Source organism: Halorubrum xinjiangense, from assembly GCF_049604745.1.
Taxonomy (GTDB): Archaea; Halobacteriota; Halobacteria; order Halobacteriales; family Haloferacaceae; genus Halorubrum; species Halorubrum xinjiangense_A.
The window spans coordinates 169,901-190,832 of sequence record NZ_CP187140.1 but is presented as its reverse complement, the minus strand read 5'-3'; the positions used below and the strand labels follow the sequence as shown (position 1 = coordinate 190,832).

At 53.9% G+C, this 20,932-nt stretch carries 14 protein-coding genes, 1 tRNA gene and 1 pseudogene; 9 read left to right on the top strand and 7 right to left on the bottom strand.

Translation table 11 applies throughout. The features are described from left to right. Nucleotides 1–50 precede the first annotated feature (50 nt). Nucleotides 51–1,196, top strand: coding sequence for an ISH3 family transposase (locus ACOZ35_RS01850; protein ID WP_424013255.1), 1,146 nt, complete (start codon nucleotides 51–53; stop codon nucleotides 1,194–1,196). 147 nt (nucleotides 1,197–1,343) lie between these two features. Here the strand turns inward: ACOZ35_RS01850 and ACOZ35_RS01845 are convergent, their stop codons facing one another. Continuing rightward, the gene (locus ACOZ35_RS01845; protein ID WP_424014789.1) at nucleotides 1,344–3,077 is read right to left on the bottom strand and encodes a DUF262 domain-containing protein; all 1,734 of its coding nucleotides are present in this window, start codon (nucleotides 3,075–3,077) and stop codon (nucleotides 1,344–1,346) included. Nucleotides 3,078–3,150: 73 nt separating this feature from the next. After that, the gene (locus tag ACOZ35_RS01840; RefSeq protein ID WP_424014788.1) at nucleotides 3,151–6,996 is read right to left on the bottom strand and encodes an Eco57I restriction-modification methylase domain-containing protein; all 3,846 of its coding nucleotides are present in this window, start codon (nucleotides 6,994–6,996) and stop codon (nucleotides 3,151–3,153) included. Nucleotides 6,997–9,288: 2,292 nt separating this feature from the next. On the opposite strand from ACOZ35_RS01840, the gene ACOZ35_RS01835 reads away from it, so the two are divergent. Together ACOZ35_RS01835 and ACOZ35_RS01830 are read left to right on the top strand one after the other, a co-directional pair. Continuing rightward, nucleotides 9,289–10,047, top strand: coding sequence for a hypothetical protein (locus tag ACOZ35_RS01835; RefSeq protein WP_424014787.1), 759 nt, complete (start codon nucleotides 9,289–9,291; stop codon nucleotides 10,045–10,047). A 237-nt stretch (nucleotides 10,048–10,284) separates the two neighbouring features. Further along, complete coding sequence (locus tag ACOZ35_RS01830; RefSeq protein ID WP_424014786.1) at nucleotides 10,285–11,283, top strand: restriction endonuclease; 999 nt, start codon at nucleotides 10,285–10,287, stop codon at nucleotides 11,281–11,283. Between the two features lie 199 nt (nucleotides 11,284–11,482). On the opposite strand, the gene ACOZ35_RS01825 is transcribed toward ACOZ35_RS01830, so the two are convergent. The 3 genes from ACOZ35_RS01825 to ACOZ35_RS01815 all read right to left on the bottom strand — a co-directional run bounded on the left by ACOZ35_RS01825 (nucleotide 11,483) and on the right by ACOZ35_RS01815 (nucleotide 13,515). Further along, the gene (locus ACOZ35_RS01825; RefSeq protein WP_424014785.1) at nucleotides 11,483–11,761 is read right to left on the bottom strand and encodes a hypothetical protein; all 279 of its coding nucleotides are present in this window, start codon (nucleotides 11,759–11,761) and stop codon (nucleotides 11,483–11,485) included. Further along, the gene (locus ACOZ35_RS01820; protein WP_424014784.1) at nucleotides 11,749–12,570 is read right to left on the bottom strand and encodes a hypothetical protein; all 822 of its coding nucleotides are present in this window, start codon (nucleotides 12,568–12,570) and stop codon (nucleotides 11,749–11,751) included. Before ACOZ35_RS01820 ends, ACOZ35_RS01825 begins: the two co-directional genes overlap by 13 nt. A 138-nt stretch (nucleotides 12,571–12,708) precedes the next feature. Next, nucleotides 12,709–13,515, bottom strand: a complete 807-nt coding sequence (locus ACOZ35_RS01815; RefSeq protein WP_424014783.1) for a DUF429 domain-containing protein — start codon at nucleotides 13,513–13,515, stop codon at nucleotides 12,709–12,711. A gap of 456 nt (nucleotides 13,516–13,971) precedes the next feature. Here ACOZ35_RS01815 and ACOZ35_RS01810 point away from each other — a divergent pair, with 456 nt between their 5' ends. The 5 genes and pseudogenes from ACOZ35_RS01810 to ACOZ35_RS01790 all read left to right on the top strand — a co-directional run bounded on the left by ACOZ35_RS01810 (nucleotide 13,972) and on the right by ACOZ35_RS01790 (nucleotide 18,125). After that, nucleotides 13,972–14,445 (top strand): hypothetical protein, encoded by a 474-nt coding sequence (locus tag ACOZ35_RS01810; RefSeq protein WP_424014782.1) that lies wholly within the window; start codon nucleotides 13,972–13,974, stop codon nucleotides 14,443–14,445. Between the two features lie 1,312 nt (nucleotides 14,446–15,757). Beyond that, a complete protein-coding gene (locus ACOZ35_RS01805; protein WP_424014781.1) occupies nucleotides 15,758–16,381 on the top strand; it encodes a hypothetical protein in 624 nt (207 codons plus the stop codon). Between the two features lie 716 nt (nucleotides 16,382–17,097). After that, a pseudogene (locus ACOZ35_RS01800) lies at nucleotides 17,098–17,193 on the top strand (DUF5795 family protein); the annotation flags it as partial. A gap of 138 nt (nucleotides 17,194–17,331) precedes the next feature. Continuing rightward, nucleotides 17,332–17,506, top strand: a tRNA-Trp gene (locus ACOZ35_RS01795). Between the two features lie 403 nt (nucleotides 17,507–17,909). Continuing rightward, nucleotides 17,910–18,125 (top strand): hypothetical protein, encoded by a 216-nt coding sequence (locus ACOZ35_RS01790; RefSeq protein ID WP_149798596.1) that lies wholly within the window; start codon nucleotides 17,910–17,912, stop codon nucleotides 18,123–18,125. Nucleotides 18,126–18,326: 201 nt separating this feature from the next. Here ACOZ35_RS01790 and ACOZ35_RS01785 read toward each other — a convergent pair whose 3' ends face one another. Beyond that, on the bottom strand, nucleotides 18,327–18,527 hold the full coding sequence (locus tag ACOZ35_RS01785) for a hypothetical protein (protein ID WP_424014780.1): 201 nt from the start codon (nucleotides 18,525–18,527) through the stop codon (nucleotides 18,327–18,329). Nucleotides 18,528–18,637: 110 nt separating this feature from the next. On the opposite strand from ACOZ35_RS01785, the gene ACOZ35_RS01780 reads away from it, so the two are divergent. Next, nucleotides 18,638–19,594: a PQQ-binding-like beta-propeller repeat protein gene (locus ACOZ35_RS01780; RefSeq protein ID WP_424014779.1), complete on the top strand. Its 957-nt coding sequence runs from the start codon at nucleotides 18,638–18,640 to the stop codon at nucleotides 19,592–19,594. Between the two features lie 136 nt (nucleotides 19,595–19,730). On the opposite strand, the gene ACOZ35_RS01775 is transcribed toward ACOZ35_RS01780, so the two are convergent. Further along, nucleotides 19,731–20,900 carry an ISH3 family transposase gene (locus ACOZ35_RS01775; protein ID WP_424014778.1) on the bottom strand — a complete coding sequence of 390 codons (1,170 nt, stop codon included), beginning with the start codon at nucleotides 20,898–20,900 and terminating at the stop codon, nucleotides 19,731–19,733. Nucleotides 20,901–20,932: the final 32 nt, after the last annotated feature.

Below are 20,932 nucleotides of genomic sequence, written 5' to 3'. Positions count from 1 at the left end.
AGGCTCAGTCGATCACATCGGGTTAGAGGAAGTGTCTGCTTTGGGAAGATGTGCAACAACCCGAAGCAGACAGCGAGATAGAGGAAGAGCACCTGCTTAATTTTGTCGTCAACAGTCTTGAAGAGGAGCTTTCGGTAGATCTCGGAGAAGACGTTGAGGTCTCTACGGAGACATTGTACGAGGTCCTCGCCGGCGCCAGCGCCGGCGGGACCTCGATCAATCACGTCTGCGAAACGACTGACGACTCACCACACGCTAATACCGTCCGTGGACATCTCACCGATCAGTTTGAACTGGATTCGGTTGAATCGGTTGGAGACACGCTGCTTCAGCGAGATACGCTTGAGACACTTCCAGATCGACCGGTGGAGGTCTGCGCAGACCTCCACCTCGATCCCTACTACGGTGATGAGGACGAAACCGAGGCTCTGTACTCCTCACAGGCCAAGCGTGGAACAACGACGTTTCACGCCTATGCGACGCTCTACGTACGTGTCCGCAACAAACGATACACGCTGGCGGTTCGCCAGCTTGTCGCTGGCGATACCACCAGCGATGTCCTCGCTGAGTTCCTCGAACTGCTCGACGGCCTTGACCTCGGCGTCAAGGCCGTCTACCTCGATCGTGGATTCTACAACAGTACCTGCCTCGGACTGCTGTCCAAGCACAACTACGCCTACGTCATGCCGATTGTCAAGTGGGGCGAGACGATTCAAGACGAACTCAACAGAGGCTGGAGCCGCGAGATCGAACACGATCTCGCCGGTGAGGTGACGTTCCCCGTGTTCATCGACTGCGTCTACCAGCAGGGACGATACGACGAACACGGGGTGGCGCGTCACGGCTACGCCGCTGACGCGCCGTTCATCGACACACCACGGGATGCCCGAGAACACTACAGCAAGCGCTTCGGCATCGAGTCGAGCTACCGATTAGCTAAGCAGAGCCTCGCTTTCACCAGTTCTCAGGACGCTGGGCTCCGGCTGATGATGTTTGTAGTGAGCCTACTGCTTCAGAACAGCTGGCGATATCTCCACTGGAAGTACGTGGCGGCGCCCCGCCGCGGGGGGCGCCGCCTCTTGCAGTGGTCGTTCACGGAGTTCTGCGAAATGACGCTTCGCGCAGCTTGGACAGCACTTGGTGTGCGTAGGTCTGTTCCAGCGAACCAGTCACTTGACGACCGGTTCTTCCGGTAGCTGTCCACCGGTCCGGACAGCGGTCGTGAGTGGCGACGCCGTCGCGTCGGCGGCAGTCCGCCGCCGACAGCGGCGATCCATCCCGAAAATCATGCTCACTAGCGGTTCGAAGATGCTCCACAGCTAGTTCGGTTTGGTTCACCGTGATCAAACGGGGTTACGCGGCTGTCGATGTGATCGACTGAGGCTCCAAATCTTCACCATCGCGTTGGCTAACTCAGAGGTTCGCTGTTCTATTTCGTCAGTACCCCACTTGTCGTAGTCCTCACAGAGCTGCTGATTCATTCGCAGCTTCGACGTTGCATACGCCTCCTTCTTCTTTTTGAACGGGTCGGCTCCGATGGAGATGTTTTTCTCGGTTTCGAGGAGAGTGAGATTTCCAATTTTGTCTCTCACTTGCTCGAACTGCGCTTCCGTCGTACCAAGAGCCGATGGCCACGCACTGTACTTCTTTGCTGTGAACGAGGCTCTTGGCGCGATGTGCTCCCTATCGTATTCGTCAGTATCTATTTCTGTACCGCTGTAGTAGTCCGTCTCGATGCGTTTGAGAATGTAATTCGTTCTATCATTCAGCCTAACTCGTTTGTTCTCAACCGATGCGATGAATTCCTCGTCACTAGGACATCGGTCGGACAACCCTTTGTAGATCTCTCGGACGGAGTTCTCCTTGTCGAACGCCTCCGAACAGATTCGTGAGTAGATCCGGTCGAGTTCACCCCCGGTGGGATAGCTCGATATCTTCCAGCGCATCAGGAAGCTTTCCAGGAGGAGTAATGCTTCCATAGCCTTGTTCGCTGTATTGTATTCCTCAAATATCCCGAGCATAAGCGTCCGTGCCTGTAAGGAATTGATGATTTCCAGATCTGCGAGCTTGGAATTGATGGCCTTGTTCCCAGCATCATCGTACATGTCTATTTCATGATTGATTATTTTCGCGTAGAGCTCTGCTTTGTCAGCCACCTCCTCAATGTACTCATTTAGTGAGATACCAGCTTCAGGGAGTTTGGTGTCGATGATTTTCTGGTACTCATCATACAGCTTATAGTCTGACACGTCGCCGTCGTAATTCGGTACAGATGCCGACATGATGTAATGCCGGAAGAAGCGACTCGGCTGGTTCATATTCGGCATCAGTGTCTTGATGAGCCGTTCCCAGTCTTCCTGAATTTTCACGTAATCTATCTCCGAGTCCGGCGCGCTGGCAGCCTTGCTAAACGTGTAGTTCTTCATCAAATCCACTGACGAGAGCTCCATTCCACGATCATTTAGCGTCTCGAAGAGTCGGAATGCAGACTGTTCGCCCTCGCACCGAATCGAGACAAGAGTTACTGAGGCGAGAAGATGTTTCCGCAGCTCGTCTAGTGTATCTACGTCAAGATCTTCGAGCTTATTCCGGTAGAACTGTACGGCTTCCCGGAGCTGTCCATCTTCCATAGCCCCGTAATCCCGATCTATCATCCGCTTGAGGTCGGGATTGTCGAATGTGCTTAGCGTGAGATTCTGATATTCGTTCCTATCGAGGTCGCGCTTTTTCAGGTACTGGTTCTCGATATCCTTCGCTTGTTCGGACTCACCGAGCGCGTAGTACTTTTCACGCATCAGAGAGAGTAGAACCGTTATTGTCGCAATTCGCTGCTGGCCGTCAACGATCTCCAATTTGTTCAATTCATTGAGTCCTCCTGGACGCTCAATAAGTACGACTGAACCTAGAAAATGGGTTGAGTCATCACGAATCGAATTCAGGTCGGCCCAGAGAGCACCCCATTGCTCTTCACCCCAGGAATATCGACGTTGATAGTCTGGAACGGTGTATCGGTAATTCCGTGTGAGAACTTGTTCGACAGTGTCTTCAGTCGCAGAGAGTCCAATCCCGCTTGCCATATTATATGAACATCAATTGGAAGACAAAAAACATTCCCACAATTTCCATTCGGATTGAGTCTGTGTCTCCCGGCTAGCTCCCCTCTACAGCCAACTCGTCGTACTTCTCGAGTACCGTGTCGAAGTATTCGTCCGTCATCAATCGTGGATTCTGTACTTGGTAGAAGTCGTCGAGTATGAACTCAACCTGCTCTCGACCGAGCCCGTAGGCATGGAACGCACCGGCGTCCATCTCCGCTTGTAGCCGTTCGCGCTCTTCCGCGTCGGTGGCTGCATCAATATCCAACCGCTCGCGCATCTCGGCGAACTCGTCACCGTAGCAGTTGAGCTTCGCAGCTCGCGTCCAGATGTGCTCGAACCAGTCGTCACCCTCAGTGATACGGGGCATTTGCGATTCGACGAATTTGTATTTTTGAATATGGGTGTTGATCTTCGTCCTCATTAGGTAATCGAACGGGACGCTGTTAATCAGTCCGAGTGCAGCGAATAACGACTCATCGGTAAATATTCGCTCGTAAACCGAGTGCAGTGGTTCATCTGAAAGGTCGTCTTCGTCTGGGTCTATTTCATAAGGGCGAACCGTGTGAAGCGTGTTCGTACAGACGACTCCTGGCGGGATTACGGACGCAACAATTGTCCGCTCATTGCTGAACTTGGTGATGTCGCGGAAAACGATACGATATTCAGTGCAGTCCAGAAGTACATCCTCTTCGGAAAGCTCGCTTCCACGGTGGTCGTCGAGTAACTCATTAACGAATTGAACCTGTGAGCCCGTCCCATCGAACGCATCGAAGAGTCCCCGTTTTAATTTACGATAGTTCTTTTCTCGAATCCGGGTCTTCGCACTTAACTCTGGGTTATTGTCCTCTTCAACACTCGAGAACTCAGGGGGTTCGACGTCAAAGAATGAGCTATCATGGATGAATTGGTACACGTTGCTCCCCTGATATACTGGGTAGTCGCCCTCCCTAGGTTCTTCGACAAACCGGTCGGTATCATTTGTCCGGTGAAGTTCAGCGTAGGGTTTTGCGTACCAAGTCTCTGAGCGCTTCTCACCGATTGGGGGGAACTGGACGATCGTGTCGAGTACCTCTACCTCTTGCTGGGATTGAAGCTGCGGGAAGATTCTGGCTTCGGGAGAATATTCACGGAGGGCTTCCCTCGAAATCCGGAGTGCTTTCCGGTCGAAGTCCTCAAGTATGTCCATCCCTACATATTTGAACATCCCTTTGAGCTCCTCGGTTCTCCCTGAGTTCTTAAAAACGACAACTCCAAAGTTGAATTGGTCGTGTATCTCGGGGAAGACTATTCCCTTGTTCTCAAAGGTTACAAGGGATTCAATTGTCGTTTTGTCTAAGAGGTGGGTTCGGAGGTCTTTGTTTGCCGCACCACTGAAAATCATTCCAGGCAATACCTGTGATACTCGTCCACCTTCCTTGGTGAGCTGGAAGATCCGTTCAAGAAATAGAGAAGACAGGTCGTTCTCAGTACCCTGGGTTGTCCCACCGATGGTTGGCTTCTGCATGGTGTACTCCCCCGATTCGTGGAAGTACTTCGTGACAACCTCAATTTCGTGCTTGTATTGCTCCCACCCGTCTGCGATCTCCTCATTCTCGAGCAGCTCCTCCTGGCGACGGTTTTTGCCTTCTGGGAGTAGTGAGGGGAATTCCTCGTCGTACCGGACGAAGTAGTCGTCGCGAGTTGGGCGGAGCCTGTCCCACGGTGGATTCCCAACGATAACGTCGAACCCTCCCTCGGCGTACACCTCGGCGAACTCTAACACCCAGTGGAACGGGGTGTAGTTCTCAAGGTCGGCCTGTGTGACGTCGTCGACGACGTCCTGAAAGGTGTCGAAGATTTCGTCATCTAATTCTTCTCGGTATTCCTCCAGCAGGTCGAGTGCGTTCTGACGGTGCTCCTCCGCCTTCTCGGGGAAGGACTTGTACTCCTCGTGGAGTTCGATCTCCTCGATAACGTCGTCGTATCGCGAACGGACGCTGTCCTCCGTCCACCGCTCGAACGTTGCGAGTCCGTCCTCTGTCTCCTCGGGGAATCCAACGTAGCCGATCAGCGAGTTGCCTTGTCGAACGTTGAAGGTGATATTCGGAAGGGCCAGCTGCTCGGTGTCGAGCTCCTCGATGTCCTCCTTCTGGAGCTCGGACACGATGGAGAGCCACAGACGCAGTTTGCCGATCTCGACGGCCGGCTCCATGATGTCCACCCCGTAGATGTTCTCCTGAACCGTTGTCTGTTTCACAATGTGTCTGTCGGGGTACTCCTCGGACTTCGCCCACAGGTCTTGACGGATATTGGTAATCTCCTCAACTACGGAGGTGAGGAAGTGCCCCGAGCCCATCCCGGGGTCGACGACGTAGAAGTCGTCAATGTCGGCCAGTAGCTGGGTGACGAGGTCGCCCGAATCAGGAAGGCCGTCGATGAGCTCATAGAGCGTGTCGTAGTGTTCAACCTCGGCCTCGGGCCATCCCCGCTCTTCGACGAGTACACGCTCGAAACGTTCCTTCAGTGCGGGCCGAACCGTCTGCTCGGCGCTGAACCTGGTGATCTCCTTGGGCGTGTAGTAGGCCCCCAAGTCGGCGTTCTGGTCGCCAGGGTCGGTGGTGAGGTAATTGATCGTCTTCTCAAAGACGGAGCCCAGAACGCTCGGGTCGATGTCGGTGGGCCCACCGTCGGCGGAGAACTGGTACTCTTCGAGGAGCTCGACGATCGACTCTAGGACGCTGTTTTCGACGTCGAACTCGCGCTCGTCGGCCTCCGTCTCGTCGTTCAGTTCCGGCCGGAACAGGCCTCCGTTAAGGTACGGAATATCCTCGTAGAGTTCGACGCTGTCGACGTTGGATGTGCGCTCGTCCTCCTTTTTATTAAACACGTCGTAGAACAGTGGATCGAAGTAGGTCTTGTACAGGGACTGGGTATGGATGCTCGGGTCGTACGTCTCGACGAGCGACTCGAGCAACGTCGGATTGACGATGCATTTGTCCTCCAGGAACTTGATGAATATGAGCCGATTCATCAGTTCGACGGAGAACAGACGGGTATCGTCACCGGTAGCGCTGTCTGGGGGGATGACGCCGTCGCCCACCAACGAGCGCGCCCTCCGCTCGTCCTCGCCCTCGACGACCCCAAAGACGTACTTGAGGTAGTCGTCGTAGAACTCCTCGGTAACGGCCTTCTGTTTGCGCTTAATAACGTCACGGGCATCCTCGACAACCGAACGGAAGTTATGGTAACCAAACGAGCGGATAAGCTCGGCCACGAGCTCGCGCTCTTCGTCGGTGAGCACCTCCGTCGGCTGTTTGTGTCCCGTAACCTCGTTCTCGTAGAGTCGTTTGAAGACAGGCTGGATGTCGACGTCCGCGATGATATTGTGGGTGTAGGAGTCGGCGTCGTACCGAACGAACACCCAACGCAGCCCGTCGGTCGCGAAGCCGTAGTCGGTCTGGAACTCGCGCTGGCTAAGCCACGACTTTACCTGATCGACGCCATGCCCCCGATTTTCCAGCTGCTTCTTCAGTGGTTCCGCCTCGATCAGGAGCCGGGTGGAGTCGATGTTGGGGATGTCTCGCAGGGATACCGAGTAGTCGGCCTGTTCGCCACGGGTAGAGGAGAAGTCTCCCGCTTCGTAGCCGTAGTCCTCGTACCCGAGCACGTCGAGGAGGGGCTCGATTACTCTGTCCTGCGTCGTCGGTTCGGGGTCGAGTCTGTCGGTGGTATAGTCCGTTCGGAGAGTGTACTCGCCCCTTCCACGTCCAAAGATTTCGTCGAGGTACTTGTCGTCGATCTGCTCTCGCAGTCTTCGAACTGACTCCGCAATCGTTTCGATTACGGCGTCCTCTTCCTCCCGGGACACAGAGGTGGAGAACTCCTCGAAGTCAAATTCCGTCTGAGGGCCGGCCGACATTATGGGGCAACTCTTTCTCGTCACGGGATATGAAAGTACCACTTCGGTTGGCAGCGGGGACTTGCGTTTGAGACAAGCCCTCCGTTGCAATCAGTATGGTTCGTAGTCGAACGGTAACGCTCGGTGACAAACAGAGCTCGTTGGGGGGGGGCACCACAGACTCCGTCCGAGCCAAGGATAGCCCCCCTCGGTGACGAAAAACCCCTTCGCCAGACTACACACACTATTTCAGGGGTTCTCTCTGCTCCGAGAACCAGCCGGAGCGCCCAAACTTCGACCCCGAGGGGTGCTGGGTGCGAGCCGACGAAGACTGGGTGGGGATCGGCCAGATGAGTCGGCACTCGACGAGGCTGTCACAGCATAGTTTTGGAGTGTGATGACGACTCAGTATCCCTTGACGACTCAGACGTCGGTCCCGACTGAGTCTGTCCCGTCGACTCCCAACTCAACCAGTCACCCCCCAACGAGGTCGACGTTGGGGTCTACGTCGCACCAGCTTCTCCCCAGCATTACTGAGGCTTAACCAACAGTCGGCCCCAACCAGCGCCGTGTTGGTTAACAACCACAGAGTCGGTGTCGGATTCCACTAAGCGTAAGTCACCAACGACGTCGACGTCAGTGGGATTCGACACAGACAGCAGGCGCTATCAGTCGACTCACAGTAGCAGCTGGCACTGTTGGTGACGACGTCGAGGCCAGTGCTCTCCTGATTCGTCGACGACGTCGAGGGCGACTGAAGCCGTGTGAGGAGTCCAATCTCTGTGGTGTCTTATCAATGTGTTACGCCACAGATAATCTTGTACAGATAGTACAAGATTAATCCACTTCCGTAATCCCAAAAGTAGAAAATATCTATATTTTGATAGCGGTTGAATTATTGAGGCGTCGACGTGTTGGCTGTGTCGAGAGTGTGGCTTCAGTCCGTGCCACTGACACCGCCGGGTCAAAACAAACCAGCGATGCCAAGTCAGAATCGACAGAGAAGTAGCCACTAGCGCCTCTAAGCGACTTGACACCCCGGCTAAGTGGCAGGTGACTCGGAGTCAGCTGCGACGTCTCCTGAGGCATTCTGAGGCGTCTCAGCAAATCCCTACTGTATACTGTCTCAAGTCTTTGACTTGTCTACCTATACAGAAAGCTTCTGAGTGGCCTCTCACGGGTCTTAATTTTTGGTTATGATACAGACCACTTACCCACCACCCGGAAGCTGTTAGAGACGACGCCAGGACGGTCTGTGTCAATTCTGTGCTGAGTGGATCTCCCACCTGACTAGTAGAAATCCAACTGTCTAAGTAGACCACCTGACTAGTAGAAATCCAACTGTCTAAGTAGAGATCGACATCAGCTACCGCTACATTACGGCTCAGCAGTGTCGTGACCGCATAAGCAGACTCTAGATAACAACCCAGCACCGCAAGTTCAACACAACACAGTGACAGCACTACCACAGCATATGTACAGCAACGGCTCTACAGGGCCCACGCGTGAGTGGCCTAAAACGATTGAACCCTATTCAGCTAACACCAATAAGACGGAGATACCAGTAGAGTACAGTACAGCCCTCTCTGCGGTGTGTTGATACCAACTGAGTACTCGGTTGCCTTCCAGCTGGGCAGCGTTGCGCCCGATTCACTCCAAGTAGATCCCTATCTGGGCTAAGTCGCGATTTAGCCTGAGGGATTTCACTCAGCGCAAGACCTCCAAGGCATTGTTTTGATTTATATACAAAATACTACAATAACACATAAGTGTCATTCTATATATGAATTGTGTCGGCAACACAATATCCGTTTACCCCTGCTAGCGGTTTGTCGGCCTCAAATTGGCAGGCGCTACGAGACCGACGTCGCCCGTGTCTCTGCCCAGCTGGCACCGAGTCCTCGCCGACCGATGTGTCCCCACTACTGAGTGTCATCCGACATCAACACAGCTGTGACAACGGCGGTAATCTCGAGGCCAACCCGGTGCGTATGTCGGGACCAACCATGCTGGAGTGAGGCATTACTGTTGGCAATTCGAGCATTTCCGGAAGCGCGGTGTCTTAGATACCTGTAGGTCGTCTAATCCCAAGAATTGGATGTTTGTGAGTATCGACTCGTGGGGGCTTCCGTCTCACGCAACTGTGCCTGCGTCGGCAGCTGTCACTGTCGCGGACATCCGGGCACCTGCTGGCATACACGACACGCTGTGCTTGGGCGGTGTGGAGTGCCGTCCTCGGTAGTCGGACCCCAGGAGTAGCCCCGCTGATCCCTACCCATAAACGTTAGACCCCACACCGCCCAGTCTCACACTATGAGTACGGACTGGTCTGAGTCAGATTTCAGCAGCCACCTCCTCGATGTGTTTGACTACTATGGTATTGAGTATCAAACTGAAGTCCCACTCAGAAATCTCGGTGACAGTACTGGGTCTCGTCGGAAGATGGATATCTACGTCCTGAAGACGGACACGGCAATCGAGTTGAAGGGGGCCAAGGGCGACCTCGAGAGGGGACTCGGACAGGCGATGAATTATACGCGAGTCTGTAAGGAATCGATTCTGATGCTTGATGGTGAAGCTGCTGACCAGTATCGTCAAGATATCCACCGGACGTGCCAAATCGCACCGGCAGTCCACTTCTCGATGGTAATCCCCAACGGGAATCCCAACGGATCGGGTGCTGGGTTAGACGTCCGCACCGATTCTAGGCCGGACCTGTTCCACGAGATGCTGTACAACGAGGAGTGGGACGACGACATCGCTGTTGTGAAGCAGCTAATTCCTGAGTACGTCGACCACCAGGAAGAGAGGTGGGCCCGACCAGTTGGGGACCAAACCCTCTCTGGGTACCAACAGAATGGCGTCCTCAAGAGGGCGATACTGGCGTACGTGGAGTCGTCAAATGCGCCAGTTAGTCTCAATGAAGTTGTGGAACATATCCACGAGGACGTCGACGGTGTCAACCGCCACGATTCAGCCATCTACGATGCCTTCCGTAGCTTGTGTGATGAGAAGCGTATCATCAAGCTGAGTGAAAACAACTACGTCGAGAGGTTTGATCCCGACTCGTAGCGGGGCCTGCTACCTGTTAATGTCTACAATGTACCATCTCTGAGCGACATATATTGGGTGAAGGCATGGTGCCGAATCCATCGACGATTGATCTTACTGTCATGATACCGGATCACGACTCTCCGGAGATTGACGCTATCACTTCCACATTCCAAAATGTTGTTCCTTAGTTTCCAGCCAAGCTCATATCACATGACACAACAACGTTTTAATACTCACAATTATAAAAAATATTAGATGTCAGAATCAGATATGATTCAATCACTCAGGAATGATTTGTCCCCAGAACAATTTGAACACTTAATAGCAGATTTATGGACGCTACAAGACTGGAATACAGAAAAAACTTCAAATAAAAGTGACAAAGGAATTGATGTCATCGCAACCAGAACATCTCCATACAAAGAGAAGTGTCTTATTCAGGCCAAAAAGTATGGAAAGAACAGTAGTGTGAGTAGTCCAGAGATACAAAAATATGCCTCGCTTAAACAGAGAGAGGGTGTAGACACGGTTGTTATCGTCACTACAAGTGAGTTTACTAAAGAAGCTCTAGAACTCATAGATGATTTCAATCTCAAGCATATTAACGGAAGTCAATTAGTAGATTTCATTGGTAGACTGGACGCAGAAGAGCTTGTAAATAAATATGCTTTAGAGAATAAACCTGCTCCGGAGGTAGAGAGACCAAGCTACACAATCCAACAGGAAAATGAGTCTACCGACGAGAGCATAAAAACAGAAGAGCCAGAGCTCATTACTGTTTCCTCAGAACATCAAGACCTGTCTATCGAACTGGTCGCAACATCTAATGGAAGATCTCTCGATCCCTACTTGAAAGAAGACGTGATTGATGTTGAGGATCAAATGAGTGTCATAGGGCGAAAGACATTCCCAGGAAGGCTCATCGTGTTTTTACAAGCTAAAAATAGTGGAAATAGACTTGAATCCAGCCCTGATTATTTTACATTTGTTAGTAGCGATGGGTACGAATACGATATTGCCATCGATAGTGTCACTGGTATAACTGGAGCAAATTTACAAGGGCGCTGGAAAGCAGCGGACTTTGAGATAGCTCACGGGCAAACCCAATACTGGACTATCATCAGTAAGACAGTTCCTGAAGATATCAAAATTACATCTTTAGAGTACGATGACGGCAACCGAAAGATGGAACTAGATTTTAGCGAGGAGTTTGATAAACTGTTGGAGCAAAACGCAATGACATTTAGTTCGTGATTCTTTCATCTGTTGGGGACAAACTATTCAAAAACTCTGAACGGCAATGAGAGTGAGAAACCGGTTGACACTAGTCTTTGAGCGTAGTCGCGCCCAAGCTACTGAAAGCTAAGGACCAGAACGCTTACTAAAGCTGGCGAGCCTCTGAGGCTGAGAGTAAACTCTGGGTTCTACGGTTAGTACGTGCCTAGTCTGTACATTACTCGCCAACCACGAGCGTGACGTCAACCAGCTCATCGTTCTCCGACTCGTGAACGCGAGCGACGTCGATGTGGCCGAGTTCCATCACTTCTTGAATCGCCTGCTGGATGTGTCGACGACCATCAGTCTCGGTGGTGACCCACGAGTCCGGCTTGTCATCCACATCCCAGACTAGGTGGTCGGGATCGAGCATGGAGTCCTCGGTCGAGACACTGGTGAGCTGCGCTAAGTCCGGACCAGTGAGGCCGATGAAGCCTTCGACGGTCAGCTGGGACATGTCGGGGACAAGCGTGCCGTCGAGTGAGCTCTGGATCTGCCCAGGACGTCGGCGACCCACGGCTCGGCGTCGACGTCGAAGTCAACTATCGAGTCCTTGACACCCGCATCGGTCCCGACAGATGTGCCAGTCGACTCGAGCTCAGGTTCGCCGAGTAGGTCACTACCACGCGTTTCGGTCTCATCGCGACGCGAGTCCCACCAGTCGAGGGACGGGTCGCCCGACAGCGGGTCCTCACAGTCCGTGAAGAACCGGGCGTGCTCATCGATAGGTGGCTCGCCGAGTGCGTCCCAGTTGTTGACGGTGTACTGGTCGCCATCGACGCTGATGAGGTAGTCGGCCTCGAGATCGTCGATGGTGTTCCTGAGCTCGGGCAGGTTGACTTGGGACGCATCCGACTCTTCGAGGTAGTCGATAATGGGGTCAAGTCCGTCGACAGCACCACCGTCGCCCTTCACGTTGATCGCGTCGACGATAGCACGCTTGCGCTGGTCGATCCCGTACGTCGTTGCTCGGAGGACGTCGAGGCAGCGGACCACGTTGGCGACGTCCTGGGCCGTTGCGACGACACCCTCGACCTCCTCGAGCCCATCCTCGGTGCGAACGTTCCAGGTGACCGTGTCGCGCGAGTGGAAGTTGACCATCGCGCTGGCCTTGATGAGGTTCGCGACCATGTCGTAGACCCGGTTCGACTCCGAGCGCGAGTGCTTGAAGATGGGCTCGATGACGCTCCAGACGCCCCAGTCGAAGTCCTCACTGTCGTTGGGGAGGACAGCACGTTTCGGCGCGTTGCGATTTAACTCGAGCATGTGCGCCTGTAGTCGCTCAGTGCCGTCCACCCGTAGCCTCAAGCACTGGACTTGTTGATCCCCCCATCAAGAACACTGTTCACACCTGACCCCGCTCCTCGGCCTCAATTACGGCGTAGTAATTAGCTCTACGAATCGCTAGGCGTAGATATGTCCCTCAATCAGATTCTGTGGGCTAACATTGAACGGAGACGAATTTGTCGATGCCCGAAATGTCGCTAGTGATGCAACAAGACTATCCATGGCGTCGCCTCCTTTGTTATCAATAATCTTGTTTCGTGGAACACTACTAATATCAAGATCTGACAGATTAGATAGGGCGTGAACGTTGTGCTTTCTGCGGTCACGTGTAGATGCTCTACTTTTGTAGCGGGTAGCAAACAGTCCGTTTTCTCGTGCCAACGTCGCTGCTGGATAGGTCTCAAGAACGGTTGTATTTCCTCTATTGACCATTGGAGCGATAGACACACCTCGCTGGATTAACGGTTTCAGGATATCCCTGATGCCGTGAAACGTCTGTTTGTAAATTCGGATGCTGTGCGGGCAGTCTGCTCTATGCATCGCGTCGGTATCCCGTAATTCACTTTTTGAGAAATTGACGCACTGCTGACGGAATCTATCTGGGGTTAGTCCAGACCAATGTGAGCTATCAACAAACTTCAGCCATGATTTTGCGTCGAATACAACTTCAGCTATGATTTCGGGAACACCAAATGGGAAGTCGATTCCTATTGTTGTGTTGTTTAATGAGTCGATCCAATCGACAAGCTCTGTGAAAATCTTGCGCTTGTCGTTTTTAACAGCAAAGAAATCCGATGCCTTCTCACAGTTTGAAATCTGTAGGACTCCAGACGACTCTGTGCCTGTAGATATCCAAATGTGCTTTCCTGCGTTCTTTGCTCCACTAAAATCGATCCCAACCACATCTGGATTTGGACTGGTCACCCCTGTCAATTTGTTCCATACTGTATATGATTTACTGAACCTTCCTTTTCCTGCTATACCGTTATTCAATTGAGATTTTATGAGGCGAGCGAGATCTCAGTTTACTCATCTTCAATAGAGCTTTGATCACTATTAGCCGACCGACAGAATGAGTCGAAAGGGATCTCACGCCCGCTCAGAGTAGACGGGTGACCACTCAGAGACAACAGGACAGCAGAACCTGTGTGTGTCTAAGCGAAAAAATTGAGCCGACCCCCCAATTCGGAAATTCGAAGGCATGGTGCCTCGCGCACGCGCGAAAGTCGGAACCGGATGTAACCTATCCAGCGCTTATGGTCTAGACTAAATTTGTGACCGGGGTTAATATGGAGTTGCGTAGTGTAGCTGATCGACTTAGTTATTTATTTCCCATTATAAGAGCAGTAATTTAAAGATAGATCCGGAATAGAAGCCAATATGGTAAGAGATGACGACCTTCGTGTTGGCCACGATAAGATTCGTGACGAACTGAAGAAGCAGTTAGTTGAGTCAGACATTTCTGAAAACCAAGTCAACACTGAGTTCTACATGGATCCTCCCCGCTGGGTACGTACAAGACAGGTGGATGTTGTCTGGGAATTCGGGGATGAAATGGAGGCTAACGGTATAGCGTTTGAGATAAAACGAACGTCAAAGGGGTACTGTCGGATGAGCGGACTCAGTCAATTACACAGCGTCGCATTATCTGGATACTATCCAGTCCTTGTGGCGCAAGAGGACATATATCGTGACGAAACAGGCGGGCATACATCATTTGAGAGATTGGTGTTTGAGATCTCTGCGAGTTACGTCTCTATGAGTGAGAATGAAGGAGATCACTACACTGTGAATTTTAACATGATTAGAAACAGGCTCCCCTCCTGGGTTGATGTTCCAGATTGCTTCAATTAGATGCTACCAGTCCGATGTGTCCCCAGACGCCGTGTGGGTGTTTTTAAAATACGACCCATGTCAATCCAGTAATTATGCCCGGTAGCCGATCGCGAAAATTGGGGGGTGTCTTACACTAGGATCTGAAATATAACTTATTTTATACTAACTTGGATGCTAAAGCACCGCCCTCTGCCCAACCTCGGGTGTGTATCGGCAATAAGAATTCTCGGCACCATTGAAATCCTCAACCGGTGATCTGTTCTCAACGTTTTGTTGAATACAAAGCGCAGATCTCGCACAGAGATACCGGACGACACAATCAGTAATGAAGATTAGAGTGTGCGGGACTCGTGTAGCGACGTACCCCGGTATAATCTCTTGGGACAGCTGACGTTGTAGTTCTGATTTTTGACACTTGATAGGAGGCAGTAGAATTTCTATATCCGATAAATCCGATTTGCGTGGTATTAACTTCTCTAGCACAGGTATAGCTGGAGTATTTTTATATGCTCAATCAGACATGTAGACGCCGGGCGGGTCCGAACATCCGAACCTACAAGGGCCCGCCTCTCCAGGCAACCGATACGGCACAGGCCCACCCCTGAGCAGGTGAGCACTCCTGTGCTGCTCCGTCCATGAGCGACACGCAAGCTGATCGAAACAACGACGACGAGGAAGAATCACCGACGTTACTCGAACGGCTGCGGATGACGAAGATTGCTGTAAAAATCATCGTCATGGTCCAACAGCTACTCGAGTAGTAAAGCAAGTGGGCTCCAGATTCCTGGGCCCACCCCTGAGCAAGTGACCATTCAGACTTCGTGGAAATAAATCCCACTATTTTGTGAGTGAGTAGCTCTGTTGAAATCCTCAAACTGAGACATGTTCTTGACTACGTGCTGAGTGTGTCCTCTGTATCCCGCACCCAGATCCTATCAGTTTATGACTACATCTACAGAGCCGTATTCTCGTGTTTCTGTTGAACACTGTGGTTGCTAAGCAACGTATGGGCTTGCTGGGACACACTTTTGTCCCACTAGATTAGATGTTTGTGTGTAGTCGGTCTTTCGGAGGCAACCGTCGCACGCACTGCTCTACAACCTCCCCATACCGGGGCCCCAACAACGGCAACCAGATACACAACGCGCCCTACCAGCGGTGTGTAGCCATCGAATGGCGATACCGATCGCTCGTGAAGTTGTTCGGGTCTCAGTCGGAGGCAGGGTATTGTGCGGTGGTAATGAAACCTATAAACTCACTGCCTAAACGGCAACAGTCGACGTCTCGAATCGACCGAACAGCTAACCCACAAGATGATCCCCGAGTCGAGGTGTGGTCTGACCCCAGAGCTGCGGGAAACCCGCAGGCAACTGTTGACGCCAAAGGGAATCACTTTGAAATCACTGGGGGACAGCTCTCGTTGGGAAAAACCGTCTCGGAGACATGGTTCGCTGCTAATGATCTAAATGTGGATATCCAAGAATTGGAATCCCGTCACAAGCAGCAGATCCAGCGAATGTGGTTGGTTGATAGGGGCCAGGATGTCAACCCAAGCGATCCCTCACTCGGCGCTGAGGCGGGTCACTATGCCGATAGCACGGTGAACATGGAGGTCGTCTCAAACTTCGACCAGTTCAAGAACCACCTAGCGGATACATGTCTCCAGCAGCTGGAGGCCCCCGAATATGTCCGTAACCGTGTCCTCCATCTGATCCATAGTCGTGATATCCTGGAGTTCAATCAATACGGAGGTATCAACGGAGCAATTGTCGGCCTCACAATGGAAGCACTGGCAGAGTTCTACAGTCTGCGCACAGTGGCAGAAATCAAGGATACCCCCTGGTGGTCCGAAATCAAATCACTCGCCGATGAGTTCGATATCATCGGTGCTACTGGGCGCCAGTTCCGACAACTGGTAGACCACGTTGAGGAAAACTATGAGCTCCCCGAGTGAGCGGATGGCTCAACTGAACTTATCCATGAAGTAGGACATCGAGCGTCATCGATAGACTCCGAACTAACCCATCCGTCTCTAACAATTATACTAAACATGCCCTACAAGCCTTCTAACGTCTGATTCCCCCGAAGGTAATGTATAGTGGTGGGAGTTAGGATGAACCATGTGTGATTGCTCAGGAAGAACCTAGAACTGTTGTTGTTGATATAGATATCTTGGCTCGTACTAGTGTGCGTCTTGGAAGGAACGTGTCCTTGGCACAGATATTTTGTATACAACAGTGAACGCAGAGCGGGGCAGTGAGTGAATCTTTGCGGGCATAACCGACCTGCGGAGGCGGGGCGGAACGTCCAATATCTGCTGGCATACTACGAGAGGCGGAGGCGGGGCTGGGTGAGTACTCTGTGATATGAGTGTGATGCTAGTAGAGTAGCTAGATAATTGGCCGTGGCTGACTAAACCTGTTATTACTAATTTATATTTTACTTGTGGAGATTCGACTTATACTTCGTCACTGCCAGTTTAACCAGCAACGCGACATTTTATCACGATACACTCACTGATCGAATACGTGGTTGACCAGCAGCGTCGGACTAACTTCGAAGGGGTTTGCGACAGAATCATCCCCCATTTCGGTGTTAGCGAGTCTCCTATGGGCAAACTAGCACCCATCGCGTGTAAGCAGTCGACACGTTGCGCGCTGCTCAGTACTCGACGTCATCTCGGTCGGGTACATGCCGAGCGTGACCGAGTTCGTCACCGGCTACAAATGCCAGGACTGCGACTGGAGCGCCGACGATCGGGAGTAGCGCCGATCTTCGTCCGTTCCATACGGCCCCGAAGCGGACCGATATTCGCGGGACCGAGAGCGCGTCGCCGTCCCCCGAACGCCCTCGATCGAAACCCCTTTATCCGCGTTTCGGCAACGGTCTGATGCGAGATCACGCGGGGCTGTGGCCAAGCCAGGCATGGCGACTGACTCCAGAGGCTTGCGCCCGGGACGACACTCCAGACTGATATACCGAGCGGCCGACTGATCATCGGTCGTGTTGACGACCCTCTGGAGTTCCGAGGCGCACCGGAGATATCAGTCGATCGGGGGTTCAAATCCCTCCGGCCCCACTTCCTGCCGTCGCGAGCAACACCGCGAGCGACGGCGCCGTGCTGAGGAGGGATTTGAACCCAGCGGACGAGCGGAGCGAAGTCTGCGTGGTTCACGATCCCTCCGGCCCCATATTACTCCGAAATGCTTCGTAATTGCCAGCAGAGGCTTTTTCCGTTAACTTCTCCGCTTCCAAGGATAGTTATATTTCATTCGATCAGGGGATGATGACACACGCCATGATACAATTTGGAAAGCTGATGTAAAGCGAAAGCAGACGATCTTGAGCGCCCTCAATGCGCCTAAGCTCTCCACCCTATTCTGGTAAAAACACCGTGAGAGGTATAGAAAACAGATAGCTCTCTCAACAGAGATCAGAATCGGAATTCAAATAGCCGAATAGTTGTAACAGGGGATGTCCGAATGTCAGAAGATAGCAGTTCTACCCACGTACCCAGCCAGCCCGTTGTTGTCCAAGAAGACACCCATCAAAACGAAATCCCGGAGAATATCGACTCAGAGCTGTATTCGGCAGACAGCCCCACGAACTCGTTCCACGAGTTCACAATCGAGCGTGGAGACGACCTCGTTGAAGCACTGCGCAATAACGGCTACACGGTCAAATTCAGAGAGCGGTGACGTTCAGCTTGGACTTCGTTGGGACACTTAGAAACTGATAGGTTCGGTGTGGTCAGTCCGTCTGAGGTATGGTCCACTCCTCGTCAGTCGGTTCCAACGGAAGCCGCTCGGGATCGGAGTAGGGGAAAAGAAGCGTACTCGACGGACAGGTGCGGGCTCGTCGGCGGGTCGGCGGCGTCGGAAATTCGATTCGGCTTCCAACTACCGCCGCGCCACGATCCGCGCGGCCATCACGCCGACGATAGCGATCATGCCCGCCATCGCGAGGTAGATCCCCAGCCCGATTATTTCGCCGTTCGAACCGTTCACGCCCGCGAGACCCAAGAACACGAGGGCGATGACGGCGTGGAGCGCGAACACGCCGGACGGGACGTTCGCGCCGAGGTCGAATCCGATCTCCATACCCTCGCTTCGGAGGGCGGCGGAAAAAGTCGTCCGGTCGAAACGCGCGACGCCGGCCGCGACCGGCGCGGCCGCCACACTAAAGCGACCCCGACGCGACGGCTACCCCGATGACTGACGCCCGCTCTCGACGCGAGTGGCTCGCCGCGGTCGGCGCGGCGACGACCGCCGCCGCGGCCGGCTGCGCCTCCCTCGACAGCACGCCCATCGACGAGGAGCGGGAGGCCCCCGACGTGGACCCCGGCGCGGGGGATCCGACGCCGCAGACGATCCCGCCGGGCGTCGCGCAGTTCCGCGGGTCGCTGGAGCGGTGGGGGTACTACCCCGACGAGACGGTGCCGGACGCGGTCGAGGAGGCGTGGCGGATCCCGGAGGTGAACACCGGCGAACACAGCGCGGCGAAGGCGAGCGCAGTGCCGACCCCCGACGGGGGCGTCGTCCTCCCGGGCGACACCGGCGACCTGCTGTCGATAACGGCCGACGGCGAGGTGCGCTGGCGCGGGGAGACCAACGCCGGGGGTCGCGGGATTCACGGCACGCCGGCGGTCGCGGACGGCCGCGCGTACGTCGGCGCGTACGACGGCGTGCTCTACGCGTTCGCGCTCGACTCGGGCGACCTAGAGTGGTCGACGAACCTCGGCGGCTCGATCGGGTCGAGCCCGCTGTACCTCGACGGCGAACTGTACGTCTCCGTCGAGTTCCCCGACCCCGAGGGGCGCATGTTCGCGGTCGACGCGGAGACGGGCGACGTGACGTGGGAGGAGCCCCAGCACCGGCCCACCGACCACCCCCACTCCTCGCCCGCGATTTCGCTCGACGCGGGGCGGATGGTGTGTGGGTCGAACGACGGCTATCTCTACTGCTGGAGCTTCCCGGACCTAGAGTTTCAGTGGCGGTTCGCAACCGATCCGCCCGACTTCAACGACGGCGAGATCAAGGGCCCGATCGCGACGTACGACGGCGCCGCCTTCTTCGGCTCGTGGGACTTCAACGTCTACCGCGTGGACCTCGCGACGGGCGAGGAGGACTCAGTACCTCACAAAGCATCGTCAGCGAACCTGACCTGAGTCACCTATTCTGTTACAATGAGTCGTCGGTAGTGGCTGATCAGCGCTGTCCGAAGCCGGAGCTGTCGCTGTCGGCGGCGCTCAGCCGCCGACGCGACAGCGTTGCCACTCACGAGACGGCGTACTCGGTCGGTGACTACCGGTGGAACCGGTCGTCCGGTGGTCGGTTTGCGGGGACGGCCCGACGCACCGCGAGGGCCGTCCACGCAGCTCGTCGAACCATGTTCACGAACTCCTTGTACGGCCACCACCAGAGGCGACGCCCGCCTCGGCGGGGCGTCGCCACGTATTCGTAGTGGAGATACCGCCACGCGTTCTGTAACAGCAGACTCACCACAACGAACAGCAGTCTCACCGTCGCGTCTCGCGTCGTTGTTTTCGCTATCGCTTGCTCAGACAAGCGATAGCTCGACTCGATACCGAAGCGTTTCGAGTAGTGGTATCGAGCGTCGCGTGGTGTCTCAATAAACGGCGCGTCAGCGGCGTAGCCGTGACGCGCCACACCGTTCTCGTCGTACTTCCCGTTTAGGTACGTACAGTCGATGTAGACGGGAAACTCGACGGTCCAGCTGTGACCGTCGAGTTTCCCTGTCAGATCATGGTTGATGACACGGCTCCACCCTTTCGAGAGCTCTTGCTGAATCGTCTTCCCCCACCGAATGATCGGGATCACGTACGCGTAGTTATGCGCTTGAAGCAGCGTGAGGCACTTGCTGTCGTAGAATCCGCGATCAAGATAGACGGCCTTGACCTCGGTGTCAAGGCCGTCGAGGACACCGAAGAACTCAGCGAGGACGCTGCTGGCGGTATCGCCGTCTTCGAGACGGCGTACCGCCAGCGTGTAGCGTTTGTTCTTCACACGCGCGTAGAGTGTGGCGTAGGCGTGGAACGCGGTGGTTCCACGCTTGGCTTCCGAGTGATAGAGGCTCTGCGTGTCGTCTTCATTACCGTAGTAGGGCCGCAGGTGGAGGTCTGCGCAGACCTCCACCTGCTCGGGGAGCAGTTCAACGATATTTCGTCGAAGAAGGGTGTTTGCGACTCGTTCGAGCCGTTCCGGCTCGAACTTCGTCCTGAGGTGATAGAGGATCGTGTTCGCCGATGGGGAGTCTTGACTGGAGTTGCAGAGCGTCGAGATCGAGGTCCCGTCGGCGGTTGCGCCGACGAGGACCTCGTGGATGTCCTCTGTATCGATTTCAGCGTTGTTGGCGAGATTCAGAGTAACTTCCTCGTCAAGCTGGTTGACGAGGAAGTTAAGGAGTTGGTCTTCGTGGAGTTCACTGTCTGCTTGCTGCTGGTGTTTGGTCACATTCACAGCAAGCAGACGTTCTAACTAACCGG